The 24,264-nt window shown below is 52.1% G+C and carries 41 protein-coding genes; 10 read left to right on the forward strand and 31 right to left on the reverse strand.

Annotation, left to right across the window (positions count from 1 at the left end; translation table 11 throughout):
* Positions 1-20 precede the first annotated feature (20 nt).
* On the reverse strand, positions 21-896 hold the full coding sequence (locus THINI_RS11140) for a LysR family transcriptional regulator (protein WP_002708693.1): 876 nt from the start codon (positions 894-896) through the stop codon (positions 21-23).
* Positions 897-995: 99 nt separating this feature from the next.
* Here THINI_RS11140 and THINI_RS11145 point away from each other — a divergent pair, with 99 nt between their 5' ends.
* Positions 996-1,943 (forward strand): NAD-dependent epimerase/dehydratase family protein, encoded by a 948-nt coding sequence (locus THINI_RS11145; RefSeq protein ID WP_002708694.1) that lies wholly within the window; start codon positions 996-998, stop codon positions 1,941-1,943.
* Here the strand turns inward: THINI_RS11145 and THINI_RS25680 are convergent.
* Positions 1,917-2,072, reverse strand: a complete 156-nt coding sequence (locus THINI_RS25680; RefSeq protein ID WP_169314570.1) for a hypothetical protein — start codon at positions 2,070-2,072, stop codon at positions 1,917-1,919. The two genes, THINI_RS11145 and THINI_RS25680, sit on opposite strands and share 27 nt — an antisense overlap.
* A gap of 4 nt (positions 2,073-2,076) precedes the next feature.
* On the opposite strand from THINI_RS25680, the gene THINI_RS27265 reads away from it, so the two are divergent.
* Positions 2,077-2,208 (forward strand): TfoX/Sxy family DNA transformation protein, encoded by a 132-nt coding sequence (locus THINI_RS27265; protein ID WP_425358296.1) that lies wholly within the window; start codon positions 2,077-2,079, stop codon positions 2,206-2,208.
* 84 nt (positions 2,209-2,292) lie between these two features.
* Here the strand turns inward: THINI_RS27265 and THINI_RS11155 are convergent, their stop codons facing one another.
* From THINI_RS11155 to THINI_RS11170, 4 genes are read right to left on the reverse strand one after another with little or no spacing between them, the layout of a single operon-like run.
* On the reverse strand, positions 2,293-2,898 hold the full coding sequence (locus tag THINI_RS11155; protein ID WP_002708696.1) for a histidine phosphatase family protein: 606 nt from the start codon (positions 2,896-2,898) through the stop codon (positions 2,293-2,295).
* Positions 2,888-3,511: an FMN-binding negative transcriptional regulator gene (locus tag THINI_RS11160; protein WP_002708697.1), complete on the reverse strand. Its 624-nt coding sequence runs from the start codon at positions 3,509-3,511 to the stop codon at positions 2,888-2,890. Before THINI_RS11160 ends, THINI_RS11155 begins: the two co-directional genes overlap by 11 nt.
* 34 nt (positions 3,512-3,545) lie before the next feature.
* Positions 3,546-3,959 (reverse strand): GNAT family N-acetyltransferase, encoded by a 414-nt coding sequence (locus THINI_RS11165; RefSeq protein ID WP_002708698.1) that lies wholly within the window; start codon positions 3,957-3,959, stop codon positions 3,546-3,548.
* A gap of 13 nt (positions 3,960-3,972) precedes the next feature.
* Positions 3,973-4,482: an HPP family protein gene (locus THINI_RS11170; RefSeq protein WP_002708699.1), complete on the reverse strand. Its 510-nt coding sequence runs from the start codon at positions 4,480-4,482 to the stop codon at positions 3,973-3,975.
* A gap of 112 nt (positions 4,483-4,594) precedes the next feature.
* Here THINI_RS11170 and THINI_RS11175 point away from each other — a divergent pair, with 112 nt between their 5' ends.
* Complete coding sequence (locus THINI_RS11175; protein ID WP_002708700.1) at positions 4,595-5,152, forward strand: TetR/AcrR family transcriptional regulator; 558 nt, start codon at positions 4,595-4,597, stop codon at positions 5,150-5,152.
* A 7-nt stretch (positions 5,153-5,159) separates the two neighbouring features.
* Here the strand turns inward: THINI_RS11175 and THINI_RS11180 are convergent, their stop codons facing one another.
* The 3 genes from THINI_RS11180 to THINI_RS11190 are packed head-to-tail and all read right to left on the reverse strand — an operon-like array spanning position 5,160 to position 6,341.
* On the reverse strand, positions 5,160-5,456 hold the full coding sequence (locus THINI_RS11180; RefSeq protein ID WP_002708701.1) for an antibiotic biosynthesis monooxygenase family protein: 297 nt from the start codon (positions 5,454-5,456) through the stop codon (positions 5,160-5,162).
* A 9-nt stretch (positions 5,457-5,465) separates the two neighbouring features.
* Positions 5,466-5,891, reverse strand: a complete 426-nt coding sequence (locus THINI_RS11185) for a PaaI family thioesterase (protein ID WP_002708702.1) — start codon at positions 5,889-5,891, stop codon at positions 5,466-5,468.
* Between the two features lie 21 nt (positions 5,892-5,912).
* Positions 5,913-6,341: a GFA family protein gene (locus tag THINI_RS11190; RefSeq protein ID WP_002708703.1), complete on the reverse strand. Its 429-nt coding sequence runs from the start codon at positions 6,339-6,341 to the stop codon at positions 5,913-5,915.
* 367 nt (positions 6,342-6,708) lie between these two features.
* On the opposite strand from THINI_RS11190, the gene THINI_RS11195 reads away from it, so the two are divergent.
* Positions 6,709-7,239 carry a carboxymuconolactone decarboxylase family protein gene (locus THINI_RS11195; protein ID WP_002708704.1) on the forward strand — a complete coding sequence of 177 codons (531 nt, stop codon included), beginning with the start codon at positions 6,709-6,711 and terminating at the stop codon, positions 7,237-7,239.
* A 33-nt stretch (positions 7,240-7,272) separates the two neighbouring features.
* On the opposite strand, the gene THINI_RS11200 is transcribed toward THINI_RS11195, so the two are convergent.
* From THINI_RS11200 to THINI_RS11210, 3 genes are read right to left on the reverse strand one after another with little or no spacing between them, the layout of a single operon-like run.
* The gene (locus THINI_RS11200; protein ID WP_002708705.1) at positions 7,273-7,878 is read right to left on the reverse strand and encodes a transglutaminase-like domain-containing protein; all 606 of its coding nucleotides are present in this window, start codon (positions 7,876-7,878) and stop codon (positions 7,273-7,275) included.
* 16 nt (positions 7,879-7,894) lie between these two features.
* Positions 7,895-8,494 carry a glutathione S-transferase family protein gene (locus THINI_RS11205; RefSeq protein ID WP_002708706.1) on the reverse strand — a complete coding sequence of 200 codons (600 nt, stop codon included), beginning with the start codon at positions 8,492-8,494 and terminating at the stop codon, positions 7,895-7,897.
* A 55-nt stretch (positions 8,495-8,549) separates the two neighbouring features.
* A complete protein-coding gene (locus THINI_RS11210) occupies positions 8,550-8,936 on the reverse strand; it encodes a tautomerase family protein (protein ID WP_002708707.1) in 387 nt (128 codons plus the stop codon).
* A gap of 112 nt (positions 8,937-9,048) precedes the next feature.
* Between THINI_RS11210 and THINI_RS11215 the strand changes: the two genes are divergently transcribed.
* Positions 9,049-9,903 (forward strand): LysR substrate-binding domain-containing protein, encoded by an 855-nt coding sequence (locus tag THINI_RS11215; RefSeq protein ID WP_002708708.1) that lies wholly within the window; start codon positions 9,049-9,051, stop codon positions 9,901-9,903.
* 9 nt (positions 9,904-9,912) lie between these two features.
* Here THINI_RS11215 and THINI_RS27015 read toward each other — a convergent pair whose 3' ends face one another.
* The 3 genes from THINI_RS27015 to THINI_RS11220 form a co-directional block, all read right to left on the reverse strand.
* Positions 9,913-10,044: a hypothetical protein gene (locus THINI_RS27015; RefSeq protein ID WP_281054673.1), complete on the reverse strand. Its 132-nt coding sequence runs from the start codon at positions 10,042-10,044 to the stop codon at positions 9,913-9,915.
* Between the two features lie 217 nt (positions 10,045-10,261).
* Positions 10,262-10,504, reverse strand: coding sequence for a hypothetical protein (locus tag THINI_RS24280; RefSeq protein ID WP_211206975.1), 243 nt, complete (start codon positions 10,502-10,504; stop codon positions 10,262-10,264).
* A complete protein-coding gene (locus THINI_RS11220) occupies positions 10,488-11,249 on the reverse strand; it encodes an arylamine N-acetyltransferase family protein (protein WP_002708709.1) in 762 nt (253 codons plus the stop codon). Before THINI_RS11220 ends, THINI_RS24280 begins: the two co-directional genes overlap by 17 nt.
* Positions 11,250-11,507: 258 nt before the next feature.
* Between THINI_RS11220 and THINI_RS11225 the strand changes: the two genes are divergently transcribed.
* Positions 11,508-12,644 carry a Fic family protein gene (locus tag THINI_RS11225; protein ID WP_002708710.1) on the forward strand — a complete coding sequence of 379 codons (1,137 nt, stop codon included), beginning with the start codon at positions 11,508-11,510 and terminating at the stop codon, positions 12,642-12,644.
* A gap of 53 nt (positions 12,645-12,697) precedes the next feature.
* On the opposite strand, the gene THINI_RS11230 is transcribed toward THINI_RS11225, so the two are convergent.
* The 5 genes from THINI_RS11230 to THINI_RS11250 form a co-directional block, all read right to left on the reverse strand.
* Entirely contained in the window at positions 12,698-14,629 is a 1,932-nt protein-coding gene (locus THINI_RS11230; RefSeq protein ID WP_002708711.1) for a hypothetical protein, read from the reverse strand.
* 14 nt (positions 14,630-14,643) lie between these two features.
* Positions 14,644-15,291 carry a hypothetical protein gene (locus THINI_RS11235; RefSeq protein WP_002708712.1) on the reverse strand — a complete coding sequence of 216 codons (648 nt, stop codon included), beginning with the start codon at positions 15,289-15,291 and terminating at the stop codon, positions 14,644-14,646.
* Entirely contained in the window at positions 15,275-16,942 is a 1,668-nt protein-coding gene (locus THINI_RS11240; protein ID WP_002708713.1) for a VPA1262 family N-terminal domain-containing protein, read from the reverse strand. The genes THINI_RS11235 and THINI_RS11240 overlap by 17 nt, the downstream gene beginning before the upstream one ends.
* A 193-nt stretch (positions 16,943-17,135) precedes the next feature.
* Complete coding sequence (locus THINI_RS11245) at positions 17,136-17,564, reverse strand: type II toxin-antitoxin system VapC family toxin (protein ID WP_002708714.1); 429 nt, start codon at positions 17,562-17,564, stop codon at positions 17,136-17,138.
* Positions 17,561-17,797 carry a FitA-like ribbon-helix-helix domain-containing protein gene (locus tag THINI_RS11250; RefSeq protein ID WP_002708715.1) on the reverse strand — a complete coding sequence of 79 codons (237 nt, stop codon included), beginning with the start codon at positions 17,795-17,797 and terminating at the stop codon, positions 17,561-17,563. The genes THINI_RS11245 and THINI_RS11250 overlap by 4 nt, the downstream gene beginning before the upstream one ends.
* Before the next feature lie 146 nt (positions 17,798-17,943).
* On the opposite strand from THINI_RS11250, the gene THINI_RS11255 reads away from it, so the two are divergent.
* The 4 genes from THINI_RS11255 (at position 17,944) to THINI_RS11265 (ending at position 20,079) form a co-directional block, all read left to right on the forward strand.
* On the forward strand, positions 17,944-18,141 hold the full coding sequence (locus THINI_RS11255) for a hypothetical protein (RefSeq protein WP_040839394.1): 198 nt from the start codon (positions 17,944-17,946) through the stop codon (positions 18,139-18,141).
* Positions 18,128-18,337, forward strand: a complete 210-nt coding sequence (locus THINI_RS26010; protein ID WP_211206976.1) for a PIN domain-containing protein — start codon at positions 18,128-18,130, stop codon at positions 18,335-18,337. Before THINI_RS11255 ends, THINI_RS26010 begins: the two co-directional genes overlap by 14 nt.
* A gap of 201 nt (positions 18,338-18,538) precedes the next feature.
* Positions 18,539-19,600 (forward strand): helix-turn-helix domain-containing protein, encoded by a 1,062-nt coding sequence (locus THINI_RS11260; RefSeq protein WP_002708717.1) that lies wholly within the window; start codon positions 18,539-18,541, stop codon positions 19,598-19,600.
* Positions 19,588-20,079, forward strand: a complete 492-nt coding sequence (locus THINI_RS11265) for a PIN domain-containing protein (protein WP_002708718.1) — start codon at positions 19,588-19,590, stop codon at positions 20,077-20,079. Before THINI_RS11260 ends, THINI_RS11265 begins: the two co-directional genes overlap by 13 nt.
* 189 nt (positions 20,080-20,268) lie before the next feature.
* Here the strand turns inward: THINI_RS11265 and THINI_RS11270 are convergent, their stop codons facing one another.
* The 11 genes from THINI_RS11270 to THINI_RS11320 form a co-directional block, all read right to left on the reverse strand.
* Positions 20,269-20,652 carry a type II toxin-antitoxin system VapC family toxin gene (locus THINI_RS11270; protein WP_002708719.1) on the reverse strand — a complete coding sequence of 128 codons (384 nt, stop codon included), beginning with the start codon at positions 20,650-20,652 and terminating at the stop codon, positions 20,269-20,271.
* The gene (locus THINI_RS11275) at positions 20,649-20,885 is read right to left on the reverse strand and encodes a FitA-like ribbon-helix-helix domain-containing protein (protein ID WP_002708720.1); all 237 of its coding nucleotides are present in this window, start codon (positions 20,883-20,885) and stop codon (positions 20,649-20,651) included. The genes THINI_RS11270 and THINI_RS11275 overlap by 4 nt, the downstream gene beginning before the upstream one ends.
* Positions 20,886-20,938: 53 nt before the next feature.
* Entirely contained in the window at positions 20,939-21,166 is a 228-nt protein-coding gene (locus THINI_RS11280; RefSeq protein ID WP_050988034.1) for a PIN domain-containing protein, read from the reverse strand.
* A gap of 51 nt (positions 21,167-21,217) precedes the next feature.
* Entirely contained in the window at positions 21,218-21,472 is a 255-nt protein-coding gene (locus THINI_RS11285) for a UPF0175 family protein (RefSeq protein WP_002708721.1), read from the reverse strand.
* A 58-nt stretch (positions 21,473-21,530) separates the two neighbouring features.
* Complete coding sequence (locus THINI_RS11290; protein ID WP_002708722.1) at positions 21,531-21,920, reverse strand: type II toxin-antitoxin system VapC family toxin; 390 nt, start codon at positions 21,918-21,920, stop codon at positions 21,531-21,533.
* Complete coding sequence (locus THINI_RS11295) at positions 21,913-22,158, reverse strand: AbrB/MazE/SpoVT family DNA-binding domain-containing protein (protein WP_002708723.1); 246 nt, start codon at positions 22,156-22,158, stop codon at positions 21,913-21,915. Before THINI_RS11295 ends, THINI_RS11290 begins: the two co-directional genes overlap by 8 nt.
* A gap of 77 nt (positions 22,159-22,235) precedes the next feature.
* Positions 22,236-22,658 carry a type II toxin-antitoxin system VapC family toxin gene (locus THINI_RS11300; protein ID WP_002708724.1) on the reverse strand — a complete coding sequence of 141 codons (423 nt, stop codon included), beginning with the start codon at positions 22,656-22,658 and terminating at the stop codon, positions 22,236-22,238.
* On the reverse strand, positions 22,655-22,885 hold the full coding sequence (locus tag THINI_RS11305) for a FitA-like ribbon-helix-helix domain-containing protein (RefSeq protein ID WP_002708725.1): 231 nt from the start codon (positions 22,883-22,885) through the stop codon (positions 22,655-22,657). Before THINI_RS11305 ends, THINI_RS11300 begins: the two co-directional genes overlap by 4 nt.
* A 194-nt stretch (positions 22,886-23,079) precedes the next feature.
* Positions 23,080-23,406 carry a DNA polymerase beta superfamily protein gene (locus THINI_RS11310; protein ID WP_040839395.1) on the reverse strand — a complete coding sequence of 109 codons (327 nt, stop codon included), beginning with the start codon at positions 23,404-23,406 and terminating at the stop codon, positions 23,080-23,082.
* A complete protein-coding gene (locus THINI_RS11315) occupies positions 23,397-23,690 on the reverse strand; it encodes a nucleotidyltransferase domain-containing protein (protein WP_002708726.1) in 294 nt (97 codons plus the stop codon). The genes THINI_RS11310 and THINI_RS11315 overlap by 10 nt, the downstream gene beginning before the upstream one ends.
* Positions 23,683-24,261 carry a TetR/AcrR family transcriptional regulator gene (locus THINI_RS11320; protein WP_002708727.1) on the reverse strand — a complete coding sequence of 193 codons (579 nt, stop codon included), beginning with the start codon at positions 24,259-24,261 and terminating at the stop codon, positions 23,683-23,685. Before THINI_RS11320 ends, THINI_RS11315 begins: the two co-directional genes overlap by 8 nt.
* Between the last annotated feature and the right edge of the window lie 3 nt (positions 24,262-24,264).

Consider the following 24,264-nt stretch of genomic DNA (forward strand, 5'->3'; position numbering starts at 1 on the left):
GAATAGAATAATAGTTCTTGTCACAAGACCAGCGGTTGCAAAGCTTCGGACAAGAAATCCATCACACGCCGAATCCGCAGGCTGGTGCGCAGTTCCTGATGCACAGTTAACCACATTGGCAGAGGCGGAATATTGACCTCCGGCAGGATACGCACCACATCCGCTGCCTCCCGCGCGAGAAAAGCAGCAGCAAAACCGATTCCCGCGCCTGCTTTCAGCAATTCCCAATAAGCTACCTGATCATCGGTGCGCAGCGTGAACATGCTGCGTTCTGCCCCGATGCCAAACGCTTTCATGCCATTGATGATCTGTTCGTCGCGGTCGTAACCCAGCAAGCGGTGGTGCGTCAGCTCTGCCATGCAAGATGGAACGCCAAACTGTTCCAGATAGCGGCGCGCCGCGAAAATACCCAGAGACAATTCATTGACCTTGCGCGCAATCAAGTCACCCTGGGTGGGGCGAAACATCCGCACCGCAATGTCTGCGTCACGCGCCAACAGATTTTCAACCGTATTGCTGGCAACCAACTCAATGCCAATGCTCGGCTCCGCTTCTTGCAGGCGCGCCAGTATCGGCGGCAGCAGGTAGGTCGCGACCACTGTGCTGGCGGTAATGCGCACCGTACCGGCCACGCTTTGGCTATTCCCGGCAACTTTGAGGGCAAATTGCCCAGCCTGTGCCTGCATGGCGCGGGCATGTTCCACCAGATTCAGACCCGCTTCGCTCAGTTCCATCCCGGAACGCCCGCGCACAAACAGCGTCAGGCCGGTAATCTTTTCCAGACGATTGATCTGCCGCCCCAGGGTCGGCTGGCTCATACCCAATGTTTGACCGGCTTTCGACAGCGAACCTGCGTCTACTACCGTCAGAAAAATGCGTATTAAATCCCAATCCATTCAATTATGAATCCAAAGCATTCACTTTTCGCCATTTAACAAATAGAAATGAACCGATAAAGTTACCTCATCATTCATTGACAGACAAGGCAGCAGATCATGCAAACCATCAGCATCCTCGGCGGCAAGGGCCGCCTGGGGAATACCGCCGCCCGCGCTTTTCATCACGCTGGTTACAAGGTCATCGTCATCAGCCGCGACGCCAACGCGCCACGCCTGCCCGAGGGGGTGGAACAGCGGGCTGCCGATGCCATGCAAGCCGCCGAGCTGATTAAAGCCACTGAAGGTTCGGATTTCATTTTCAACAGCCTCAATCCCCCCTACTCACAATGGCGGGGTAAAGCCATGCAACTGGCGCGGAATGTGGTGGTGGCAGCGCGGCAACATGGCGCAGTGCATCTGTTTCCGGGCAATGTTTATAACTATGGAACCCGCATCCCGCCCGTCTGTGATGAACACACGCCGTTTCAGGCCGATACTTCGATGGGGAAAATCCGCGTGGAAATGGAACAGCATTTCGAGGAGGCTTCCCGACAAGGCATAAAAACCATCGTGTTGCGTGCCGGTGATTTTTTTGGTGATGGCAGTAGTGGCGCATGGTTTGACTTTGCCATTCTCAGTAAGCTCCACAAAAACCGTCTGGTCTATCCGGGAGCCTGGGATGCCGTGCATTCCTGGGCATATCTGCCCGATCTGGCGCAAGCCTTCGTCAGTCTGGCTGGGCAAGCGGATAAACTGGACGGGTATGAAAGTTTTCTGTTTGAGGGCCATCACCTGACCGGCAACACGCTGTATGCAGCGCTGACCGAAATCGTTGGCAGGCCGTTGAAGAAGCAGACCGTACCATGGTGGTTGTACCGGGTTGCCAGCCTGTTTTCCCCCATGGCGCGGGCAGTGACGGAAATGTCGTACCTGTGGTTCCGCCCACACCAACTGGATGGCCGACGACTGAATGCTGTGGTGGGTGAATTGCACACAACACCTTTGCAGGAGGCGCTCAAGCAAAGTCTTGTTGCTACATCAGCTTTCCACGACCATGCGCGGTGAACGCAGGGCATAGACAATCAACCCCAGCCCGATAACAAAAAACGGTACGCTCAGCCACTGCCCCACGCTAGTGTTTGTAATGGAGGCAAGCATGTTTAGCGATATGCCCAATTTTGGTAAAGCATCCATCCAGATGTTCCTGAAAGCAGGCATACAGTCCGAAGCGCAACTACGCGAGATGGGGTCAATCGCAGCCTTCGTGGCCGTAAAACGTGCTGGCTGCGCGCCAAGCCTTAATTTGCTATGGGCAATCGAGGGGGCATGAACTAACCGGCACTGGAGAGAAGTTTCCAAAAGCGACCGGACATCTCTGCTATTCCAGCTTGATGATTATGAACAGGGCGCAGGATCATCTGTATCCTGCCGGGTATTCATAGACACCGAATGACCAGTGCTTGCTGCCGGGAGCCTGGGTTTCCTGCCAACCTTGCTTGCGCAAAGCCTTGGCCAGCAAGCGGTTCATGACGCCGTGCCCGACCAGCAATACACTGCCGTGTTCTGCTGCCAGACCTGCCAGATGGTGCGTAGCTTTCTGCGCGCGTTGCCTTGCTGCCTGGAATGACTCGGCGTTGCGGGAATACCCCAACAGCCAGGAAATGCGCAGCAAGACTGCCCATGCCGTCAGGGATAATCGGACTGCGCCGGAGTCGGGGTATGGCAGCGGCGATTCCCGGAACAAAGGGCTGGTCAGGGCAATATCTTCAAGCCCCAACGCTTGGGCTGAAAGCGCTGAGCGGATCAGGTCGCTGCACACGATTGCCTGGCATTGCCGGGCTATGCTGATGGCCGCAGCGGGCGGGGTATCCGCAAGCCGGGCAATGTCATATTCGTGGGCAATACGGGCAAAATCCACCGCATTAATCCTGCGGGAAAAATCGAAATCCGGTTTACCGTGACGCATCAGTACGATTTTCATGCGCGGTTGCGTTGCGGGTAAGCGAAATTCAGCCGTCATGCCGCTCTCCAACCTGCGCAAGAAAGCGCTGTACCAGACTGGCCACTTCCCGCTCATTTTCGGTAGTGCCTGTTTGCAGTGAGCGGATCACGCCTTGCCGATCTTCCAGGCTGCGGTTCTGGCTGAGTTTGTATTTCGCCTGCACTTCATCCACTTCCATGACGAAGCCGACAATGGCATTCAGCATTTTATCCGGGTAAGCGGGAACCCATGCCTGCTCCCCTTCGCCCTCGAAATGCCGACTCATCCGGTTAACCAGTTCGCCCAAGGCATCAGAGTCATGAATCAGGCGGATGCGCCCGTAAACATGCACGGCGGCATAGTTCCATGTCGGCACGCCCGCTTTTTCATACCACGTTGGGGAGATGTAGGCGTGTGCGCCGTGGAAAATCGCCAGGGTTCGGGTGTTGGCCTCGAAGTGCCGCCATTGTGGGTTGGCTTTCGCCAGATGCCCGGTCAGACGGAGGTTTTCCTCGCCATCCAGCAGTAAGGGTATGTGGCTGGCGAATGGCTCACCCTCGGCTACTGTCACCAGCGTTGCAAAGGCATTCGCGGTGATGAAACGGCGGATTTCGTCCGCATCCTTCTGTTCAAAGTGTGGGGGTAGATACATTCACAGCCTCCATTTCAATCTCCATCATTCCTGTTTAATCCTGCAAGCCCTGATCCCTATCCAACACCCAGCAACGTGGCAGATTCGTATAGCCGAGATGCCCGTAATACGCATTCGCCGCCGGAGCCGCAATCAGTATCAGCTTGCAATGCCTGCCCAATTGCTGCTGGGTGAGGATTTGCAGTTGCCTGCCGATGCCCTGCCGCTGATAGTCGCAATCAACTGCCAGATCAGACAGGTAACAGGCGTAATGGAAGTCGGTCATGGAGCGTGCCACGCCGACCAGTTTGCCACCATCCCATGCTGTCACCAGCAGGTTGCTGTTGCTCACCATACCTTCCATGCATTCATGATCATCAATGGGGCGTCGTTCCCCTAGCGTGGAGCGGCGCAGCACATCAATGAACTGCTCTGCGGAAATGGGCATGTTTATCTGGTACTGGATCATCAGGGAAATCCCCTTAAACCCAATATTTCGGATATGCCTGCCCTCTAGGCAGATTATTGAAAACAAGTGCCACGATCACCAACGCAACCGCCCCCAGTAAGGTTGGCGTCAACAGAAATTGCCAAGCCGGAGCAGTCAGCATCACGATTACCGGATTTGAACCCGCAGGAGGGTGTACTGTCCGGGTAAGTAACATCAGGGCGATGGCTGTCCCGGTCGCCAATGCCATACTCCACCAATGCGCCCCGAGTAGCGTCAAAAACACCAGCCCGGTCAGCGAAGCCAGAAAATGCCCCGCAATCACATTGCGTGGTTGCGAAAACGGGCTGTCAGGAAACCCAAACAGCAAAACACAACTCGCCCCGAACGAACCCAGCACCAAAGGCACATGGCTGACATCGGCAAGGGCAGCCACCGTCCCAATCGCCAGTACACCACCTGCCCAGGCAAGCATCACCTGTTTGAAACTGGCTCGTGGATGGCATGTATCGCCCCCTTTCATTTTTGCAAAATAGTGGCGCATCAGTAACTCCTCACAAACAATATAGACAGGTCTGTATACTAGCAATCAAAAACGAGGCATGGCAAGCTAAGAGTAGACAAACCGTTCTATCTAATAATTGAGAAACACCTGCATGTCAAACAAGCGAGCAGACCTGATCGCCAAAGCCACCGAACTGTTTGCCCAGGGTGGCTATACCGCTATCGGCATCGACCGCATCATTGCCGAAGCCGGTGTCGCCAAAATGACCATGTATAAACATTTTCCATCCAAGCAACACCTGATCCTTGCCGTATTGAAGCAGCGTGACGAAGCCTTCCGCGCATCGCTGATGGCGTATGCAGAACAGTACAACGCACCGTTGAACAAGCTCAAGGCTGTCTTTGAATGGCATCATGAATGGTTTGGGGAAGCAGATTTTTCTGGCTGCATGTTTATCAATGCCTCCGCCGAATTTCAGGATACCAGCACGGACATCCATCAGGCTGCTGCCCGACACAAGCAATTGCTGACCGATTATCTGGAATCCCTGCTCATTGAACTACACCCGTCTTCCGCCAAAAAGTTGGCCGTACAGCTCAACCTCTTGCTGGATGGTGCTATTGTAGCCGCCCAGGTGACAGGCAACTGCAATGCTGCGAAGGAAGCGTGGGAAATTGCCGAATGCCTGCTTAGACAAAGCTCACGTTAAATACACACTACTTTCCTGTAACCTGGTATTGTCGGGAAACCTGCGCTATTTCCACTGAGTAGGACTCATACCAGCGTTCACGCCCCCGTTGTTGCGCCAACAGGTGTTCCGGGTGATTTTTCCATGCCCGGATGCTGGCTTCATCGGGCCAGTAGGACAGGGAAATCTCTTCCCTGCCTTCACAAACGGAGTGGAAATCAAGGCAGCCGAACTCCTGCATCGCCAGTTCACGCATCCGGGCAGCCGTTACGCTGTATTCCGCATCCAGTTCGCGGGTGGTAGCACGGAAAATAACGATAAACATAGCAACTCCTTAACCATCTGCCCTGCTGGTGACAAACCACTCAACGGATGCTGACAGCACCACCACGCCATCAGCATCCACCACCTGCATCGGGATCGCTGCCGACAGGCGTTTGCGGGATACCAACTCGGCTTTCCAGCGTTCAACCTCTCCCGGCTTTACCAGGCAGCGGGCAAATAGCTGGCCGGAAGCCGGTTTGCGGAATCTGGCCTCCACCTTACGCACTACCGGAATAAAACCTGTACCATCGCCGAATTGCCGCATGAGGAATGCACCGGAACCCGCCTCCGCTAACGCTAGCAATGCACTGCCATGTACCGTACCCAGGTGGTTGGCGTATTGCGTACCGGCAGGCAGGCTAAGTAAAAAGTTGCTTTCCGGGTCTGTTGCCTGCAAGCCAATCAGTTGGTTGAAAGGGATTTGGGTAATGTCCATGTGTTTATTTTTCAGTTGCGGTTACTCAAGCACTTTCTGCACCAAGACCGACAAATTATCTGGCACGTCCTGATGCTGCGTGGCCGTTCCGCCAATGTCATCCCAGGCAGCCTTGGAAGCAACAAAGACGTGATTGGCTACCTTGACGGGCAATTCATCATCCATCAAACCGGCGGGAACCCACATAAACCGGGGGAACCTGTTTATCGGGTTGGGCACGGGGCTGCCACAGTTCCCACAAAAATGCACCCGGAAACCGGAGTCTTTCAGGAATGTCCTGATGAGTTCTTCACCCTGGAGCCAGCGGAAATTCTCTTTAGCCAGAATCAGGCCAGCACTGGCGGCAGCACCCGTTGTTTTACGGCATTCCGAACAATGGCATTGGTAGACATCGGGGAGTTCCCCGGCAATGTCAAAGGCAATACTGCCGCAAAAACAGGAACCTTTCATCGACGTTCATTTCCTTTCTGTTCAATGGCATTTTCAAAGTAAACTGGAGTGAATGTCATGCAAACGTATTGCGCCAGCAAAACCAGTTGAGGTTTCATCTGCATGGGTATTCCCGAAAGCCAGTATTTGTATCATCAGTATGTTTTACTCAACAAGTTTGATTAGTACAAGTTTTTATCAAATCGAGGGTCTCACCTCATCATCACCTTGTTAACAGTACGTCGTGGTTTGCTGGTATATCTCACCTTGCCCACCCCAGAAGCTTACGCTGGCAAAAAGTATAAAATCATTCCAACCCCTGACACCATGCTGTCAGCAGACCAGTGATAAGCTAACGCCATCCTAACATCCACCCAAGGAAACCAGCATGAGCCTCCTGCAAACCGTTGAACCCGAACAGGCGCAAGGCGAAGTCGCCGAAGTCTACCAAATCCTGACCCAGGCGATTGGCCTGATCCCCAACGCCATGAAAATGCTGAGCATCAACCCGATGGCCTTGCGCCATACCGCGGAAGCAGTGGGCTACGCTATGCACCACCCCAGCCTGTCACCCATGCTGTTTACCATGATCCGGCAGTGTGTTTCCTCCCATGTCGGGTGTCAGTACTGCATCACCGTCAACCGTGGCCTGCTGCTGCAAATGGGGCTGGATATGGATGCCGTACTGGCGCTGGAAAACAACCCTGCAACAGCCCCGCTGGATGACAAGGAAAAAGCCCTGTTGCTGTACACCATCCGCGCGGTCAAAAACTCCAATCAGGTTGGCGAAACGGACGTGGAAACCCTGCGCAAACTGGGAATCAACGATCTGGAAATATTCGACGCCCTGAATCATGGCGCACGACAGGTCGCGGCAGACATTATGATCAATGCGCTCAAGGTTGAATCAGACTTCTAATCCAGCAGCCAGCAACAACGGCGGCGGCAGTCATCAGCCGCTGCCGGAATCCATAGGGTCAATATCCGGCAAGTTTGCATAAACCTGCTCAACCGTATCATAGCGCTCCAACACTTCCACCACGGCGGGATGCGGTTCCACCCAGATTCCCGGTAAATCCTGTTCGTGCGAGTTCAGCAACGGAAATGCCAACCTTTCAACGGGTGGGCAAAATTCAGCAGATACCCCCGCTTTGTTACCACGTGCATCGACCCGATACCAGCCGTATTCAGGCAGGTAAACCGCATTCAGGCCATGCAGGCAAAAAGGCGGCTCATCGGTAATGGTCAAACGCTGGTAACACAAGCCCGCCGGAATGCCGTTTGCCCGCAACAATGCCGCCAGCAAGTGGCTTTTGGCATAACAATAGCCTGTGCCAAAATGCAGTACGTCGGATGCCTTGCATGTCACCGGATTCAGGCGGTAATCCCAACTGTGCCTGATGTGATCGCGGACAAACTCAAAGCAGGCTTGGGCAACACCTTTCGACGTGGCGTGACCAGTAGCCAAGGCTTGTGCCTTCGCCAATACGGCTGGATGTTGCCAGTCAATGTGAGTGCTGTGCGCCAGATACGCGTTGAAATCAGGGGTATTCATCATGGAAACATCACGCGGTTCATGAACTCATCGCTACCCAACCCGGCAACGCTTCCACCCGCGCCAGCCACTGCCGCACATTAGGGTAAGGTTCCAGACTCACCTCACCCATCGGTGCGAGCAGCACGTAAGGGTAACAGGCAATATCGGCAATGGTCGGTTTGCCCGCCGCCAGCCATGCGTTTTCAGCAAGATGTTGTTCCATCACCGCCAGCCCGGCCTTGCCCTCATTCTGGCATTGCTCCAGATTGAACGGGCGTTTCAGCAGCAGGGTTGAACGCGCCCGCGCCAACCCGTACAGCAGCTCATTCTCGGAAACCGCCAGCCATTGCATGACCTGCGTTTCGCCCATGATGTCGCCCGGCAGCCATTCGCCCTTGCCATGCTGCCGGGCGAGGTAGACCAGAATCGCCAGGGAATCCCACACCACCACATCACCATCCACCAGCACCGGAACCTGCCCGCGTGGGTTGAGGCGCAGGAATTCCGGCGTCTGGGTGTCACCCGCCTTCAAATCCACATTGACCAGTTCGTACTCCAGCCCCAGCAGGGCCAGCAGCAGCCGTACCTTGTAGGCATTGCCGGAAATGGGGTAACTGTAGAGTGTGAGTTGAGTCACTGCGTGTTTCCTCCTGCCTTCGTTCTGATCATGGGATGATTTGTATCAATGCCCTTCAGCCTTTCCGGCTGGCGGGTGTCCTGCCGCCGTAGCCCCAATCAGTTGCGGGCAGGCAATCCAGCACAATATAACTGGCTTCCGCCAGAGTTCCCAGCACTTCGCCAAGCAGGGTGTAAATGGCGGCGATGGCTTGGGCTTTTTCCTCAACCGTGTTGGTTCCTTCGGTAATTTTGGCGGACACAAAGGCGGTTGTTTCGGTTTGCTCCGCCATGTTCTGCCCGCCGATAAACCATTGGGAGGCAGGAAGCGTTTCCACCGACACCGATACCAGCGACTGCTTCTTGTGCAGGATGGTGGTCATGACATCAGTGATGCCGTCTGCCAGCCGCAGGGTTTCAGTCGGGGAAACGGGTTTGCCGAGTTGTACGCGGATGTAAGGCATGGTGGTTCTCCTGGGTGTTGATTGATAGGCGCTACTGTAACGGCCACCATGATTCGTGTATAACGATTATTTTTAGTTAAACCAATCGTAATTCACGATTATCGACGACAACATGAAACAGCCCAATATCAGCACTGAACTGTTGCAAACCTTTATCACGGTGGTGGAAGCGGGGGGCTTCATCCGCGCTGCCGCGCAGTTGTACAAAACGCAATCCACCGTCAGCCAGCAAATCCGCAAGCTGGAAACCGAACTGGGAACCGAGCTGTTCGCGGCAGATGGCAGGCGGCGGGTGTTGACGCCCACCGGTGAGCAATTCCTGAACTACGCCAAACGCTGGCTGGCGTTACAGGATGAAGCCGTATTCGCCATTGCCCGCGCCAGTCAGGCGGCAGAGATCCGTCTGGGCGTGTCACACAGCCTGAGCGAAAGCGTGTTGCCGGAATTGCTGGCACGTTTTTCCCGCGCCTACCCGCAAGTGAACATGGTGGTGGAAGCGAATTATGCGACGGAGTTGATTCAAGCCTACGAACGAGGCGAATACGACCTGATCCTGACCCTGGAACGTCAGCCAAGTGCCGGACAAATCCTCGGCACGGCAGAAATGGTCTGGATCGGCAAAGAAGGCAGTAACTGGCCAACGCTACACCCCGTCCGGCTGGCGGGCTATCAGGGCGCGTGTGAATTTCGTCAGGCTGCTACGCACGCGCTGGATCAGGCGGGCATCCCCTGGCAAATCGTATACAGCGCCAACAGCCTGATGGCCCTGATGGCGGCGGTACGGGCCGGTTTGGCCGTCACGGTGCGGGCGCGTTACGCCGTGACGGAAGGGCTTACAATCCTGCCGCCGCCAGCAACCCTGCCAGCATTACCCAACGTGCATATCGTGCTGCGTAACCGTTCCCTCAACCAGGCCAGCGAGTGGCTGGTTGAGGTGTTGCAGGCAACAGGTTTACAGGCTGCATAAGCAGATGCATTACGTTCCCGAATAAACAGGTTGCCTGCGGGCAATCCACGCATCCAGACCTTCCCGCACGTCATTGCTTGCCGCCATCCGCCCGAACTGTTCCTTCTCTATCGCTAACCCTTCGTCAATCGTGGCATTCACGCCCCGCGTAACGGCAACAGCAATTCCCGGTCAAGAGTCATATAATCCATTGATTTTAAAAGAAGATTGCTTTCATGTTGCACAATTGCAAACAATTGAATTTCTTTGAAAATCATGATATTAGGCCATGACCGGGAATTGCTGATTGTTCATATCCAGCAGAATAGCCTGTTTGTTTTGCAGGTAAGTGGATTTCAACATCCTTGATAACGCCTCGTCACTTGCGCAATCTCCACAGTATAAGACGCATACCAACGTTGCCGCTACCGGTCACGTTCAGCCACGCCACGGTGGAATCGTCCAGCACCCGCAGCGAATCCATGCCCTTGGGGGAAACATTGATACGCCCATCCGCCGGAGCCGTGCCCACAAAATAGATTTTCTGCTCACGGATGAACCGGGTCAGCCGTTCCGTTGAGGGTGTCGAAACGTTGCGCCCTTGCCTATGCCTCCAGGCCAAAATGCTCAGCCAGTATCATAGCTTGTTCGTCAGGGGTAATGCTGCGCTTGCTGACGGTTTGCCCGGAAACCTGCTTGAAACTGTCACCAAACAGGATGTTGCGCCCGTTTTCAGTAAAGCGCACGATCAGTGGCTTTTGGGTAAACACCGCATCCGGGTGGGTGGAATTCATCCAGTTGGCTGGGGCAAAATCCACCCATTCCACCGGGCACAGGTTGAAACCGTACTGGTTTGCCCATTCGCCTTCCACCAGCGCCTTGAGGACGAAATCGCCGTTTTCATGGCTGAGCATGAAGGTGTCGGAGTCCTGCATGACCGGAGTATCCAAGACTGCCAGCGATAAGGGTGCACGGATGCCATAGCTGCCGAAACCCAGGTCACACAGCCATTCCTTACCCTCCAGCTTGACCACCAATGCGGCATGGGTGCGCGGGCGTTTGACCGGGTAAAACATCGGGCGGGCAGCGACGAATTGCCATTCTACCCCGAGCGCGGTCAGCGCCATGGCGAACAGGCCGTTGATTTCGTAGCAATAGCCACCGCGTTTGTTGCCGATAATTTTCGCCACGATGTCGTCGGGGTTGAGAGATATGGGTTTGCCTGCCAATACATCCAGGTTTTCAAACGCAACCGCGCGTAACTGGTACTGCATCAGTGCCTGTACGGTAGCGAAATCGGCGTGTAATTCACCAGTGAAACCAATGCGTTGGCAATAGGCGGGTAGGCTGAATGTGTCGGCGAGCATGGCAATACCTTGTCCTGTTTTACAAGCAGGCAGTATAGGGCGGGGCGGTGGAGCGATACAGATGCAGTTTGTGATTATGAGGGCGGTACAGTATTTCCCGAATACTGGATATGGAGCCGTACAAAGACGCAGCGGAATTTGCAATATGGATTTTCTTATTGCAGAAAGTGATGCAGTTTCTGAAATAATTGCTTTGCCAGGGTAGAGAATCTGCATTATAGTTTTTCTTATTTCAGAAAATAGGCGACTTCCTGACATATGAACCTGTCTGACTACCAATCCGGGCGCTATGAAGCGCAATACGAATACCAGAGTTTCCTGCCATCCCTGATCAATCATCCTTGGGTGATTGCTGATCCTGCCTTGCTGCAACTGCTGAGTCAGGCTGACCGCGCTTTGGGTGAACTGAATGCGTTCGCGCAACTGGTTCCTGATGTCGACTTTTTCATCCAGATGTATGTTGCCAAGGAAGCAACCTACTCAAGCCGTATCGAAGGCACGCAAACCAATGTTGAAGACGCTTTTAAAAATGCTGATGATGTCGCGCCGGAGAAACGTGATGACTGGGCGGAAGTGCAGAACTACATTCAGGCGCTGAACCACGCAGTGGCGCGGTTGGAAACCCTCCCGCTCTCCAACCGTTTGTTGCGGGAGGCTCACGCCATCCTGTTGCAAGGTGTCAGGGGTGAGGCCAAACAGCCCGGCGAGTTTCGCACCAGTCAGAACTGGATTGGCGTCAGCCTGAAAAATGCGGTGTTTGTTCCCCCGCATCATGAACGGGTTGGGGAACTGATGAGTGATCTGGAGAAATTCCTCCACGATGACACGCACTATGTCTCACCACTGATCAAGATTGCGATTGCGCACTACCAGTTTGAAACCATTCACCCGTTTCTGGATGGCAATGGTCGTCTGGGGCGTTTGCTGATTCCGTTGTTTCTGGCGTCCGAACACATTCTGGCAAAGCCTGCCCTCTATTTGTCGGATTATTTCGAGCGCAACAAAACCGCCTATGTCGATCATCTGATGGCGGTCAGGTGGGGCAACCACCTGCGTGAATGGCTGTTGTTTTTTTTGCATGGCGTGGCGGAGACAACGCAATCCTCCATTGCCGTGTTCAAAAGTATTTTGGCACTCAAGGAACGTATCGAAAGGGAAATATTGCCGCGTTTCAGTGTGCGTCGGCAGGATAATGCGCAGCAGCTCATGCGCCACCTCTACCGGAAGCCCGTCGTTGACGTGAAAACTGTTACCGATATTTTGGGGATTACGCCCAATACGGCGGGTTCTTTGGTTGAGGATATGGTTAGCTATGGGGTGTTGGCTGAGATTACCGGGCAGCGGCGGAATCGGTTGTTTGTGTTTAGGGAGTATCTTGCTCTGTTTGCAAGATAAACAGTTTAGTGTCGGAGTATTGCTTATCACCTTAATGCATTGGCTAAGCAGTTTTACATCGTATTTTTTATTTCGATAAATTGACGTAACGATGAGAGCATCGCTGTGTTGAGAGGATAGTGTTTTGCACTAATTTGGTTGAGTCTCGTTGCCTTATCAATGACTTGCTTGATTGAAATGCCAGCATCCGTAATGTGACCTTTAATAGTTGAAGGCATTACGTTGTTTCTTAGTGCTGAGTTAATTAGTTGGATAGTCTCTAATTCTTGGTTTTTTTGAGATTTTAGGAAATCACTGAATTGAGGTCGATCTTCTTTGTTGAAGACAACATATCCTTGATTGTTCGTCTCCGCCTGTTCTTCCCAAAGCAAGCGCCTTACTGCCAGTAATTCAGGCATTAGCCGCCACTTCTCGCGATTTAGTGTATCTACAATCACTATCATTTCTTGCAGTGATGTATGCAGGTGCTGGAATAGACTAGCCAAATCGCGGGCAAGGTCACTATTTGCTGAGCTGGAGTGTTGTGCTTTCAAGTCAAATAATGCAAAACCAACTTGCCACAGAAAGAATAATAATTCGCTGGCTTTTGAGCGGTTATCATAGCTGTCATGTCTTGTGCCGAATTCTGTTAGTTCACGTAAATAAATTGCAGAATCCCAAGTTTTGTACCAATCATCAATTTCACTGATAGGATAAGCCAGCAAATACGCAAGGTCTGAGGGAAAACGGGTTTGATTATATGTGCTGATGAGATGCTCTGAACTATCCCTCAGTTGCTGCCCTTTGTCCTCATGCCAATCATCAACGGATAAATCCCATTCATTCAAAAACACCTGATAGTTACTAACGATGGCTGTTCCATTTTGTGCCCAATATGAGCAGCTTGCTAGATTGCACCACGGTTCCCAGCGCATGGCATCTGGTGGTATCTCGGATGAATTGAATGTTTTTCCTGTAAGTAAGTGACCTATTGCTGTGAGTAACGTGGCATCGATGAAAGCTGGTGATGTTGCGTCATCAGCTTTGTCTCCCCCTTCGACTAATAGACGATACATTAACCATGCTGACCAACGCTTTAACAATGGAATAGCATCCTGCCTTTGTTGAATGATCGGGATATTATCTGAGACCCATTCCTCTATTTGTTTTTTGCATTGCTGTTTTTCTTCTGGTGTGCTGTCGTAGTTTGTGTTGTGCCGTAATAGGTAATGTCGAAACTCAACCAAAGTTATAGGAACAAGTAAATGGCCATTCCAGACACCATTTTCTTCAAAGGCGACGGGAGCTTTCTGTATAAAGTATTTCCAGTATTTTGACTTGTCTCCCTCCTGTATTGTTACCCTTACAATGAGTTCTTGTAGTAGAAAAGGGTTTTTGATGATAGAGAGTGTTTGTGCTGCTTGTTCTTTGTCTAGAGTGACTAGCAATTGAAACCAATCACTGATTCTCCCGTATGATGATTGTGAGTGTCTGTCGACTCCCCACCAAATTTGTTCCAGCGGCTTGCTTTGATGCTGCCAGAAAAGCTTTTCCTGTATCGGCTGTGTTTTTTGATTGCTTTCACTGGGTTCTTGTAAAAATAAATTATTTGTTTCTATGAAAATTGTTTTTGCTAACTCCATGAAGTTCTGTTGTTTCATAGGTTGATGTTCTACAATGACAAAAATGACTGGATTCAGCCAATTCTCTATTTCCCATGAGTTGTATTGCAGTTTCTGAACGGTTTTCCATGTTTCCCACTGAGGTGATTGGTGCAATGATTCAGCACAACACCATGTTGCAAGCATGTTAGTTAGATCAGTTGAACCAAGAGTGGGAAGTTGATTTAGTTTTTCTTGAACTTGCTCAAGTAACGCCTTTGTATCATTACCACCGCTGATAATCCACTGAATCGGATCAGCCAATAGCTCAAGTAAGTTGTAGGCTGGAGTATCCAGTAATTGTTTGAGTTCAATGGCTGGGTCGAAAGTGCGATCCATTATCATACAAAGCTTCCTTTTTATAAACGCCAAATGTTATGGAATAGGGCATCTGCCCCATATTCAGAGGCTCGCCATCCCCGACTTGCTACACTAAACTGTTTCTCAAAGCCACCTACAGTACCTCCGAAATGCCATAATTCATCATCAATAATGGCGAATCGATCATGGATCAGCCTGTCTGGTAAGATTTTGTATTCAATACTGATGGAAGGGTTTCCAATAGGACGGGGGAGTTGGCTGTTTATGCGATCAACCTTGGCTTGCAATTTTGCCTGCAAGCTCCTTTGCGTTTCACTGGCATCGCATCCTGAAATAATTTTCACCTCACTTGCTTGAAAACTGCGTGACTCCATAGGTAGTAAAAGTATGTCTATGCGATCATCGATCTTTTCATCTTCATTATCTCCCTTTCCTTCATGGGGTTTGAAGAAGTAATTGTCTACAATGAGCACCCGCTCTAGTGCATGAGAGATTGCCTCAAAAAATACGTCGATTAAAAAATCATGAGTATTGGAAGCGTTACGGCGAGAGTAAATCTGGTTTGTATCTGGAAACAGGCTGGAATCATCACCTTGATAACAGGGTGGACGAAATATTTGCTTTTCTGGCAAAGGTCGAAGAGGACGCTCACTCGGCTGTATTGAAATACTAGGTTTGGGGATCATCATCATCCCCTTCTGGCTTAACTTCCGGGTAGTATTCGCGATATTGAATTTTATAAGGCACGGCGTTAGCGAGTATGTCTTGTAAAGAGGTGCTTACTGGCTTTGGATCAGGCAGCTTCATCATTATGGCAGCACGATCACCGATTGCGTTAAGAGAGCTGCCAATTAGCCAGATATTATCGTCAATACACAAAAAACGATCATGAAGTTTCGGAGGTTTTCCCGTCATGACCAGAACCTCACAGTCTGGATTGCCGAGTTCCTTTAGCTGAACTACTGAGTGATCAAGCATTGCCAGTTTTTGCTTTAGAGTTTGCGTAGACTGCTTCGTTTCATCACAAATTTCTTTGCTGGTTTCAAAGGCTAAGCGAGAAGTTAACACGGTGATTTTTACCTGACTCATCCTTACCGCATACAGAAATTGTGGAACTTGCAATGCCCCAAAGTAAGGGTCAGCAATAAGTAGTTTCTTTTGCGCCTTGCCGATTAACTCACGGAGTAGCTTTGCAGCGATTTCACGTTGACCCGGTTCAAACCAGTATTGATGGTAACGTTTTGCCTCGACAAGGATTTCTCGATTACGTACAGCCTGACCAACTCTGGCATTCACATTTTGTATCGATGTCTTCCCAATAACCCGTTTGGACATTGGATGACTTCGAGAGACTGTATAACGTGTATTGGCGGCTTTTGGGGAGTCACTTTCTGGAGCAATAACTTCACGGTGCTCTGTAACAATATGGCTTTGAAAGTGCATTTCCCGTAGAAATCCTTTTGGGGCAGAGTAATAGAGAATGCCATGTTGTGGATGGGTTATAGCATAACCATACTGCCCCGTGCATCTACCTTTATCTATATCGATGATGCCATCTTCAGGGACGTCTATCGTGGTAAAATTTGAGAGTAAGCCTGCTTGTTTGTCGAAAAAAGTAATTTTCAAACTGTCCAGGGTTTGATTTGGATATGGCGTAATGTGGTGAAAAATTCTTTCTCCTGTTGTTTCTGTTGCTGGAATCATGAAATTGTTGATTTTCTGGATGATCGGAGAAGGTACCACAAGTACTGCACTACCCAGGTATTCAGGATAATCTTTCAAATCAATATGTAGTCGACGTTCAATAAATGTGAGTGCTTGGGCATCATCAAGAAAAAGTTCAAATCCTGAGTCATTCCCAAAACGACGATGAACACGTGAGAATACTGTTCCTAGGAAGGGGCACGGATTGGTTTCATCAAAGATATTGCTGGAAAGCCATCCTTTTAATGGGAGACCTAATTCTGGCCAGAGCGGGTCATCGATTAAATCAGGAGTTTTGAGTTCGATGTTATCAAGCTTTTTATTTTGGTGGTTTACCAAACTAGGTAGTGGTGTTTTTGAGCTTTCGTTATTAAGTGATCGATACCATTCTACGGCTTCTGAAGCCTTTAAAAGAACAGAGCGAAAGAACACCGTTCCACCTTTATTTTTGAGTGGTTGTTTGTCCAAAGGTTTTTTGGGCATCAGTTTTGTAGGAGGCGGGCGCTCTGGTGTTAATAATGTAACGGTAGCGAAGAGTAAGCGTCCTGGTTTATTTTTCTCACATTGAAGTGAGGCAAGCCGAATGACAGCCCAGTCAAAAGGTTCGACGAATATTGGCTGATGGGAAGGCATGGCTCTTTTCTCAGAAGAAATGCTTAAAATTATATCAGGAAGTCCTGGGAGCGGCTATAGTTACCCTTAAATAAGAATGGCTGGAGCAACTTACTACATTGCAGGAACACTATCTGGGATCCCATTTGAAAGGATGCCCAATGGGGATTGTATGGCAAGTACTGAACCCACCCTCAGGCTGATTGTGTATCGTTTAAGTATTTGACAATACATCCTCAATCCACAACAAATGCCCTGACCATTCAGGATGAGTTTCGAGCGCCAGATACAGTTTCTTGTCCGCTGTAACCACCCGGCCTTCCAGTTGCCGCGCCAGCACCAGATAAAGGCAGTCGTAAACGCTGCGGTAAGTGGCGTGGGCGATGTCGCTGGCTTCCAGCAGCAAATCCTGCCACGGGTAAAGTTGCACCGGCAGATACAGCAGGTTTTGCTGGATTTCATCGGCAAGGTCGCGGGGGATTTCCTTGCGGCGGACTTTCTTGCTCAGGATGTTGGCACATTCCAGCAGCATGAAGTCGGGCGTATACAAATCGGGGGCATCTTGCAGGCGGGCGGCATGTTCCCAGTAAATTTCCGGCACGAACCATTTGATGGCGACGCTGGCGTCAACGATCAGGTTCATGCGTCACGATCTTCCCGCACCAGTTCCGCGCTGTCGGAAAAGGTTTTGTGGGTGGACTGCAAACGTGCGCGAATCCTGCTGGCATTTGCCCAGAAGTTATCAGGCTGGATTTTGGCAGCATTTTCCAGAATCCATTGCACCTCAGCCTGTAAGGAACGGTGGTTGATTTGCGCACGGCGTTTCAGGCGGTTGACGGTTTCTTCTTCAAGGTTGCGGATGAGTAATTGCGGCATGGTGAGCACCTCCGGTTGCTTGCATTATGATAGCACTGGCAAGGTGAGGCACGGCATTTTTTCGCTAGAATGACACCATGATCCTGATCGGGGGGACAGCACATTCCATGCTAGAATCCATAAATGCCATACACGGGGATAAGCCAATGAACATGCCAATCCAAGCCAACCTGCCCGAAAATCTGCTGATAAAAGCCCAGCAATTGGTATCCGCTGGCTGGGTCAACAACCTTGACGACCTGCTGGCTGACGCTTTACGCCGCTATCTCGAATCCCACTCGGAAGAGCTTGCCGAAAAATTTATTCGGGAGGATGTCCAGTGGGGATTGTATGGCAAGTACTGAACCCGCCATCAGACTGGTTGTTTGTGATGCGGGGCCGGTTATCCATCTGGATGAGTTGGGCTGTCTGGCGTTATTGAGCGATTTCGCAGCCGTGCTGATACCCGACACTGTTTGGGAGGAAGTTCTGCACCAACGGCTACAAGCCATTGACCACTGCCAGCCTTGCACATTCGAGCCTCCTTGCTGCAAGAGGTGATTGAGCAGGTTGAAGCCTTTCGGCAAACCTGAAGTTCCGGGTAAACAGAGGATACATTGACTCTGTGTGTTCCCGGCCAGAGTTATTCAGGACCCTATCCGCAGTTTTTCGAATAGTTCAAAATGCGCCACACCATCCAGCAAAGGTTTACAAAATATATTAAGATACTTAAAAGTGTAAACCTTGCAATCGGAGATCGCCATGTACCCCGAACGTCTGAAACGCGCCCGCGAAGCGGCAGGTTTGTCGTTGCGTGCATTGGCTGAGAAGGTGGGTGTTTCTCACGCAGCCATCAAGAAATACGAAGAAGGCGTCAACACGCCCGACTCTGCCCAGTTGCTCAAACTGGCGCGGGCGCTTGGCGTGCGCAGTGAGTATTTCTTCCGCCCGTTTGAGGTTCATCTGCAAGGCATCGAATACCGCAAACGTGCCAACACGACCCAAAAACTGCTCAAGCGCATTCATGCCGATGTGCTGGAACAGGCCGAACGTTGGCACGAACTGGCGAACCTCTACCCGCAATTCCCGGTCAAGCCGTTTGCCGTACCCGCCGGTTTGCCGGGGCAGGTTGCCAGCATGGACGAGGTGGAGCAGGTAGCCGAATTCGTCCGCGCTTACTGGAAACTGGGCGAAAACCCGCTGCCCGATCTGGTGGACGTGCTGGAAACCCAGGGCATTCTGGTCATTTTCACCACGCTGGAAAATGCAACCAAGTTCGACGGTCTGGCCGCCCATATCGGTGCACAGCCCGTCATCATGGTGTCGCAAACATGGTCAGGCGACCGCCAGCGTTTCACCCTCGCCCACGAACTGGGGCATCTGCTGCTGCACGGTCGACTGGCGGATGCGCTGGACGAAGAAAAAGCCTGCCACCGTTTTGCGGGAGCCTTCCTGCTGCCAGCTTCCGCGCTACGCCAGCAACTGGGGCAACAGCGCCGCATGATCGAATGGCAGGAACTCTACCTGCTCAAGCACGAATTCGGCCTGAGCATGGCGGGCTGCCTGTTCCGCGCCCGCGACGCCGGGTTGCTGGACGCCGCCACCTTCGACAAGATGTGGAAGGTGTTCTCCATGCGCGGCTGGCGTTCCTGCGAACCCGGCGATGCTTACCCGCAGGAGCAAACCATCCTGTTCAAGCAATTGGTGTACCGCGCACTGGCGGAAGACTGGATCGGTGAATCCAAGGCAGCGGAATTGCTGGGCATCCCGGTCTCCCGTTTCCATCAGGAACGCAAGCTGGAGGCTGCCGGGTGCAATTGCTGATCAGCGACGCCAATATCCTCATAGATATGGAGGAAGGGCAGTTGCTGCAACCAATGTTCAGGCTGCCGTTCCAGTTTCAAACCCCCAACCTGTTGTTTTTCGACGAACTGGTGGAACAGCATCCCCACCTGCTCGAATACGGTCTGGAACTGGGCGTGCTGGATGGAGCCAGCATGAACCGCGTTTCGCAACTGGCGATCAGGTACAAAAAGACCGGGCGTTACGACTGCATGGCGCTGGCCTTGGCACAGCAGGAACAATGCCCGCTGCTGACCGGCGATAACCATTTGAAAGAAGCCGCCACCGCCGAAAAGGTAGAGGTGAAAGGCACGCTCTGGCTGGTTGAGCAAATGGTTGTGCACGGAATCATTACTGTCCAGACTGCCCGCGACAGCTACCGGCTGATGGAAAGTTGTGGCCGCCGGTTGCCTTGGAAAATTGCGCGGCAGCGTCTGGATGCTTTGGAAGGGAGTGAGTGATTGTTGGTTAATGCAGTTTATGCCACCGTATTCGTGTGAATTTCCCGAAAGGTCGCGGAATTTGCCATATGGATTTTCTTATTTCAGAAAGTGGGTTTGTTTCTGAAATAATGGCTTGGTCATTGCTCATCCCAAAGTGCATTACGATATATTTGATACCACACCCTCAATCCACAACAAATGTCCTGACTATTCCGGATGGGTTTCAAGCGCCAGATACAGCTTCTTGTCCGCCGTAACCATCTTGCCTTCCAGTTGCCGCGCCAGCACCAGATAAAGGCAGTCGTAAACACTGCGGTAAGTGGCGTGGGCGATGTCGTTGGCTTCCAGCAGCAAATCCTGCCACGGGTAAAGTTGCACCGGCAGATACAGCAGGTTTTGCTGGATTTCATCAGCAAGGTCGCGGGGGATTTCCTTGCGACCGACTTTCTTGCTCAGGATATTGGCGCATTCCAGCAGCATGAAGTCGGGCGCATACAAATCGGGGACATCTTGCAGGCGGGCGGCATGTTCCCAGTAAATTTCCGGTACGAACCATTTGATGGCGACGCTGGCGTCAACGATCAGGTTCATGCGTCACGGTCTTCCCGCACCAGTTCCGCACTGTCTGAAAAGGTTTGGTGGGTGGACTGCAAACGTGCGCGAATCCTGCTGGCGTTTGCCCAGAAGTTATCAGGCTGGATTTTGGCAGCATTTTCCAGAATCCATTGCACCTCAGCCTGTAAGGAACGGTGGTTGATTTGCGCACGGCGTTTCAGGCTGTTGACGGTTTCTTCTTCAAGGTTGCGGATGAGTAATTGCGGCATGGTGAGCACCTCCGGTTGCTTGCATTATGATAGCGCTGGCAAAAGGATCGGCACTACTCGCCCACACTCTGCGCCAGTTTCCGCACCAATTCAGGGTGATAACGGATACCAGACTGCTGCATGGCGCTGACCGCATCCAAAAACGAATCAATCCAGCCCTGCTGTCTGGCTTTCAACAAAATGCCCAACGTCCCCGTTACCCGCAACCCGAGGTATTCCGCCAGATTGCGCCCAATTTTTTCATCAATAATGACCCAATCCGCCTGCTGGCGTTTCGCCATGTCAATGGTGTGTGTTGATGATGAAAGGCGTGGTGTTGCAGAAAACGATGCTCATAGCAGGGCAGTTTCCCGCATCAGGTCATCACTGGAATCTTCCAGAAAAACCGCCCCGGCATCCCACGCCAAGTGCAGGAACTCAACACGGGGAATGTCCAGCCAGCTTGCCGCCGTACCCGAACTGATGCGGCCTTCCTTGAACAGGCTGACCGCCGCCTGCCGTTTCAGGTAATCGGCAAAACGTTCAGCGTTCAAATGCAGTCCCATTAACAATTCCGGTGGGCAATCAATCTCAATGGTGCGCTTCATCGTAAAATTCCCGTATGTATCTGCCACTCTGTGCATTGTAGCAGAGGCGTTTATGCTTTCAGCGAATACATTGAAGCTGCACTTTTTCGGCCAATGCCATCCAGACCCTATCCGCAGTCATCATCGGCAAATCCATAGCTAGCCCCAACCCCAGACAAGCCCTGTCCCCCAACGACAAACCAATCGATTTACTGACAGAACGTAATTCCCCCGTCAGCCGCGCCTGCTGTTCATCCTGCGGAATAAACTCAAGTTCCAGACTGCTGATAACCGCCAGAATTTCCTCCATCGGCATGTTTTCGTCGACCAGTTTGGTCACTAGCTCGGCATAGTTGGCGCTGCCAATGACACCGCGCCCTTCTTCAAGGATCGGCGCTACCTTGTCGGAGCCTTCTTCTTCAAACAAATAAGCGAGCAGGGCGGAGGTATCCAGAATAACCTTACTCATCTGCCGCCGCCTTGCGCCGTTCCTGAATCAATTCGTCCACGACCGAACCCTCTTTGCGGGCGTATTTCCGTACCAGGTCGCGGGCGTGTTGCAGGCGTTGCTTGCGGGTGAATACCCGTAGTTCACGGGTTTCCTCTGACCAGTCCAGCAAGACCTGATCGCCGATTGCTATGCCCATCTTCTGGCGAATTTCAGCCGGTATGACGATTCTGCCGCCTTGCGAGACATTGGCTGCCATGGATGTCACTCCTGTCTCCTTGTGTCATATTTACACGTTAATGGCATAAGTCTAGCAGATGTGCAATCTGAAGTGCATTACGACATTTTAAATGGATTGATCAACTCCACCCCACACCGCTCAAAATCCTTGGTATTCCGCGTCGCCACTGCAAAATGATGCGCGCTGGCAATCGCAGCAATCTGCCCATCCGCCATACTCATCGGCAGGCCTGTTTTTCGGCGATGCGCCATGATGTCCGCATAACGGCTGGCAGCGTCTGCGGTGAAATCCAGAATGCGCCCTTCAAACGCCTTGTCAACGTAGGCTTCAAAACGGTTGATGAGACGCTGCTTGCGTTCTCCATCCGGCAGAATGCCAAGGCCGTAACGGATTTCAGCCAGGGTAATCGTGGTGAGATAGAGGTGAGCCGTTTCCTGTTGATCCAGCCATTGAATGGCAGCGGGGTCAGGTTGCGGGCGCATCACTTCGGAAATGATGTTGGTGTCGACCACGATCATGCATCAAAGCTCATCGGCTCGTAGATTTCGCGTTGTGGTAACTCCAGGTCGACACCTTCCTCACCAAAATAGACGGCGGCCAAAGAACCCAAACGGGCAGGTGGCATGACGGCCTGGCGTAAAATGCGCCGCGCTTCCTCCTCCATGGAAACCTGATGATGGGCGGCGCGAATACGCAGGCGTTGCAGCGTCTCGTCTTCCAGTTTGCGGATACTCAGACTTGCCATATTGCGATCTCCCATTGCTGGCAAATGAAAGCATTGTAGTCGCCTGATGGCATCTTGCAAGTTATATTGTGGTTATGTGAATCTTGGTGATTAACGGATACATTGCATCCCTGTATTGCTTATGTATTTGACAATACATCCTCAATCCACAACAAATGCCCTGACCATTCGGGGTCGGTTTCAAGCGCAAGAACCTATTCCCGGAACGCTAGCAGAATACGCAAGTCGTCATTGCTCAAGGCATGTTGTCGTGGCGGCAACCCCTCCAGCTTCGCCCCTTCCATCTCCCGATACGCCTCCCGCACAAACGCCACACACAATGGATCAACCACCCCCGTTTCCGCCTCAGTCTTCGTCGCCTTATCCCGAATCTGCCGCTGAAATGCCTCCAGTACCGCCGCATCATCCGTCAACCCCCGCAATAAATCCGGGAACACGATGGGCGGCATACTGTGCTCACGCGCAATCCACAAGGCGCTCAAGGTGGCGCGGGCAATGTAAAAGAATCGCTTCAACCCCACGAACGGCTACCACTTTCGATCGCGCTGATAATTGTCACCTGATGCTGGTACTGCTCGAATGGCGGCGAATAGGTGTCAAAACCCAGAATTTCCCCACGCAAATGCGGAAACATCAGGGTTTTGGGCGGAATCGCGAAACCGTAGATGTCCATGTCCGAGCTGTCGTTGCTGACGCCATAGGCCACCGAACCCATGATGACTTCGTACTGCACGGCGTCAGCCAAGAAAGCAGGTGGGGAGGGCAATAGTTTTTTGTGCTGGAGTGCTTGAATGTGACTACCCATTTTCTTCCTCCTCCAACAGCACCAACCCAAACTTGCGGCAGGCCGCCAGCAGTTCATCCACCGTTTCCGGGTCATCCAGCGCCCGTGCAATCGCCACGCCGCCGATCATCATCGCGGTCGCCGCCAGCCGGTTTTCCCGCTTGCTTTGCGACAAGCCATGTTTGCCAATGCGCTTCACCATGTTCTGGTAGACGCGGGTGTAGGTGTTGCGCACCAGCGGGTCACGATGGCCGACATCCGTCGCCAGAAACGCCAGCGGGCAAGGGAACGCTTCCTGACCGACATGCTGGTGGCTGAGGTACACATCCAGTAACGCCTGCAAGCGGTTCTCGCCGGGTGAAGCCGGTTTGTATTTCACTAACTGGCTGTGCAAGGCGGCGTAACTGATCGCCTCCGCATACAAGGCGCCCTTGTCACTGAAATGGCTGTAAAACGCCCCGCGCGTCAGCCCTACATCCGCCATCACCGCATCAATCGACACATTGTCGAAGCCGTGCCAGGAAAACAGCCGGGCGGCGCTGTGCAAAATCTTTTCGCGGGTTTTAGGCTTGTGGGTATCGGGGTAAGGCATGGC

The organism is Thiothrix nivea DSM 5205, assembly GCF_000260135.1.
Taxonomy (GTDB): domain Bacteria; phylum Pseudomonadota; class Gammaproteobacteria; order Thiotrichales; family Thiotrichaceae; genus Thiothrix; species Thiothrix nivea.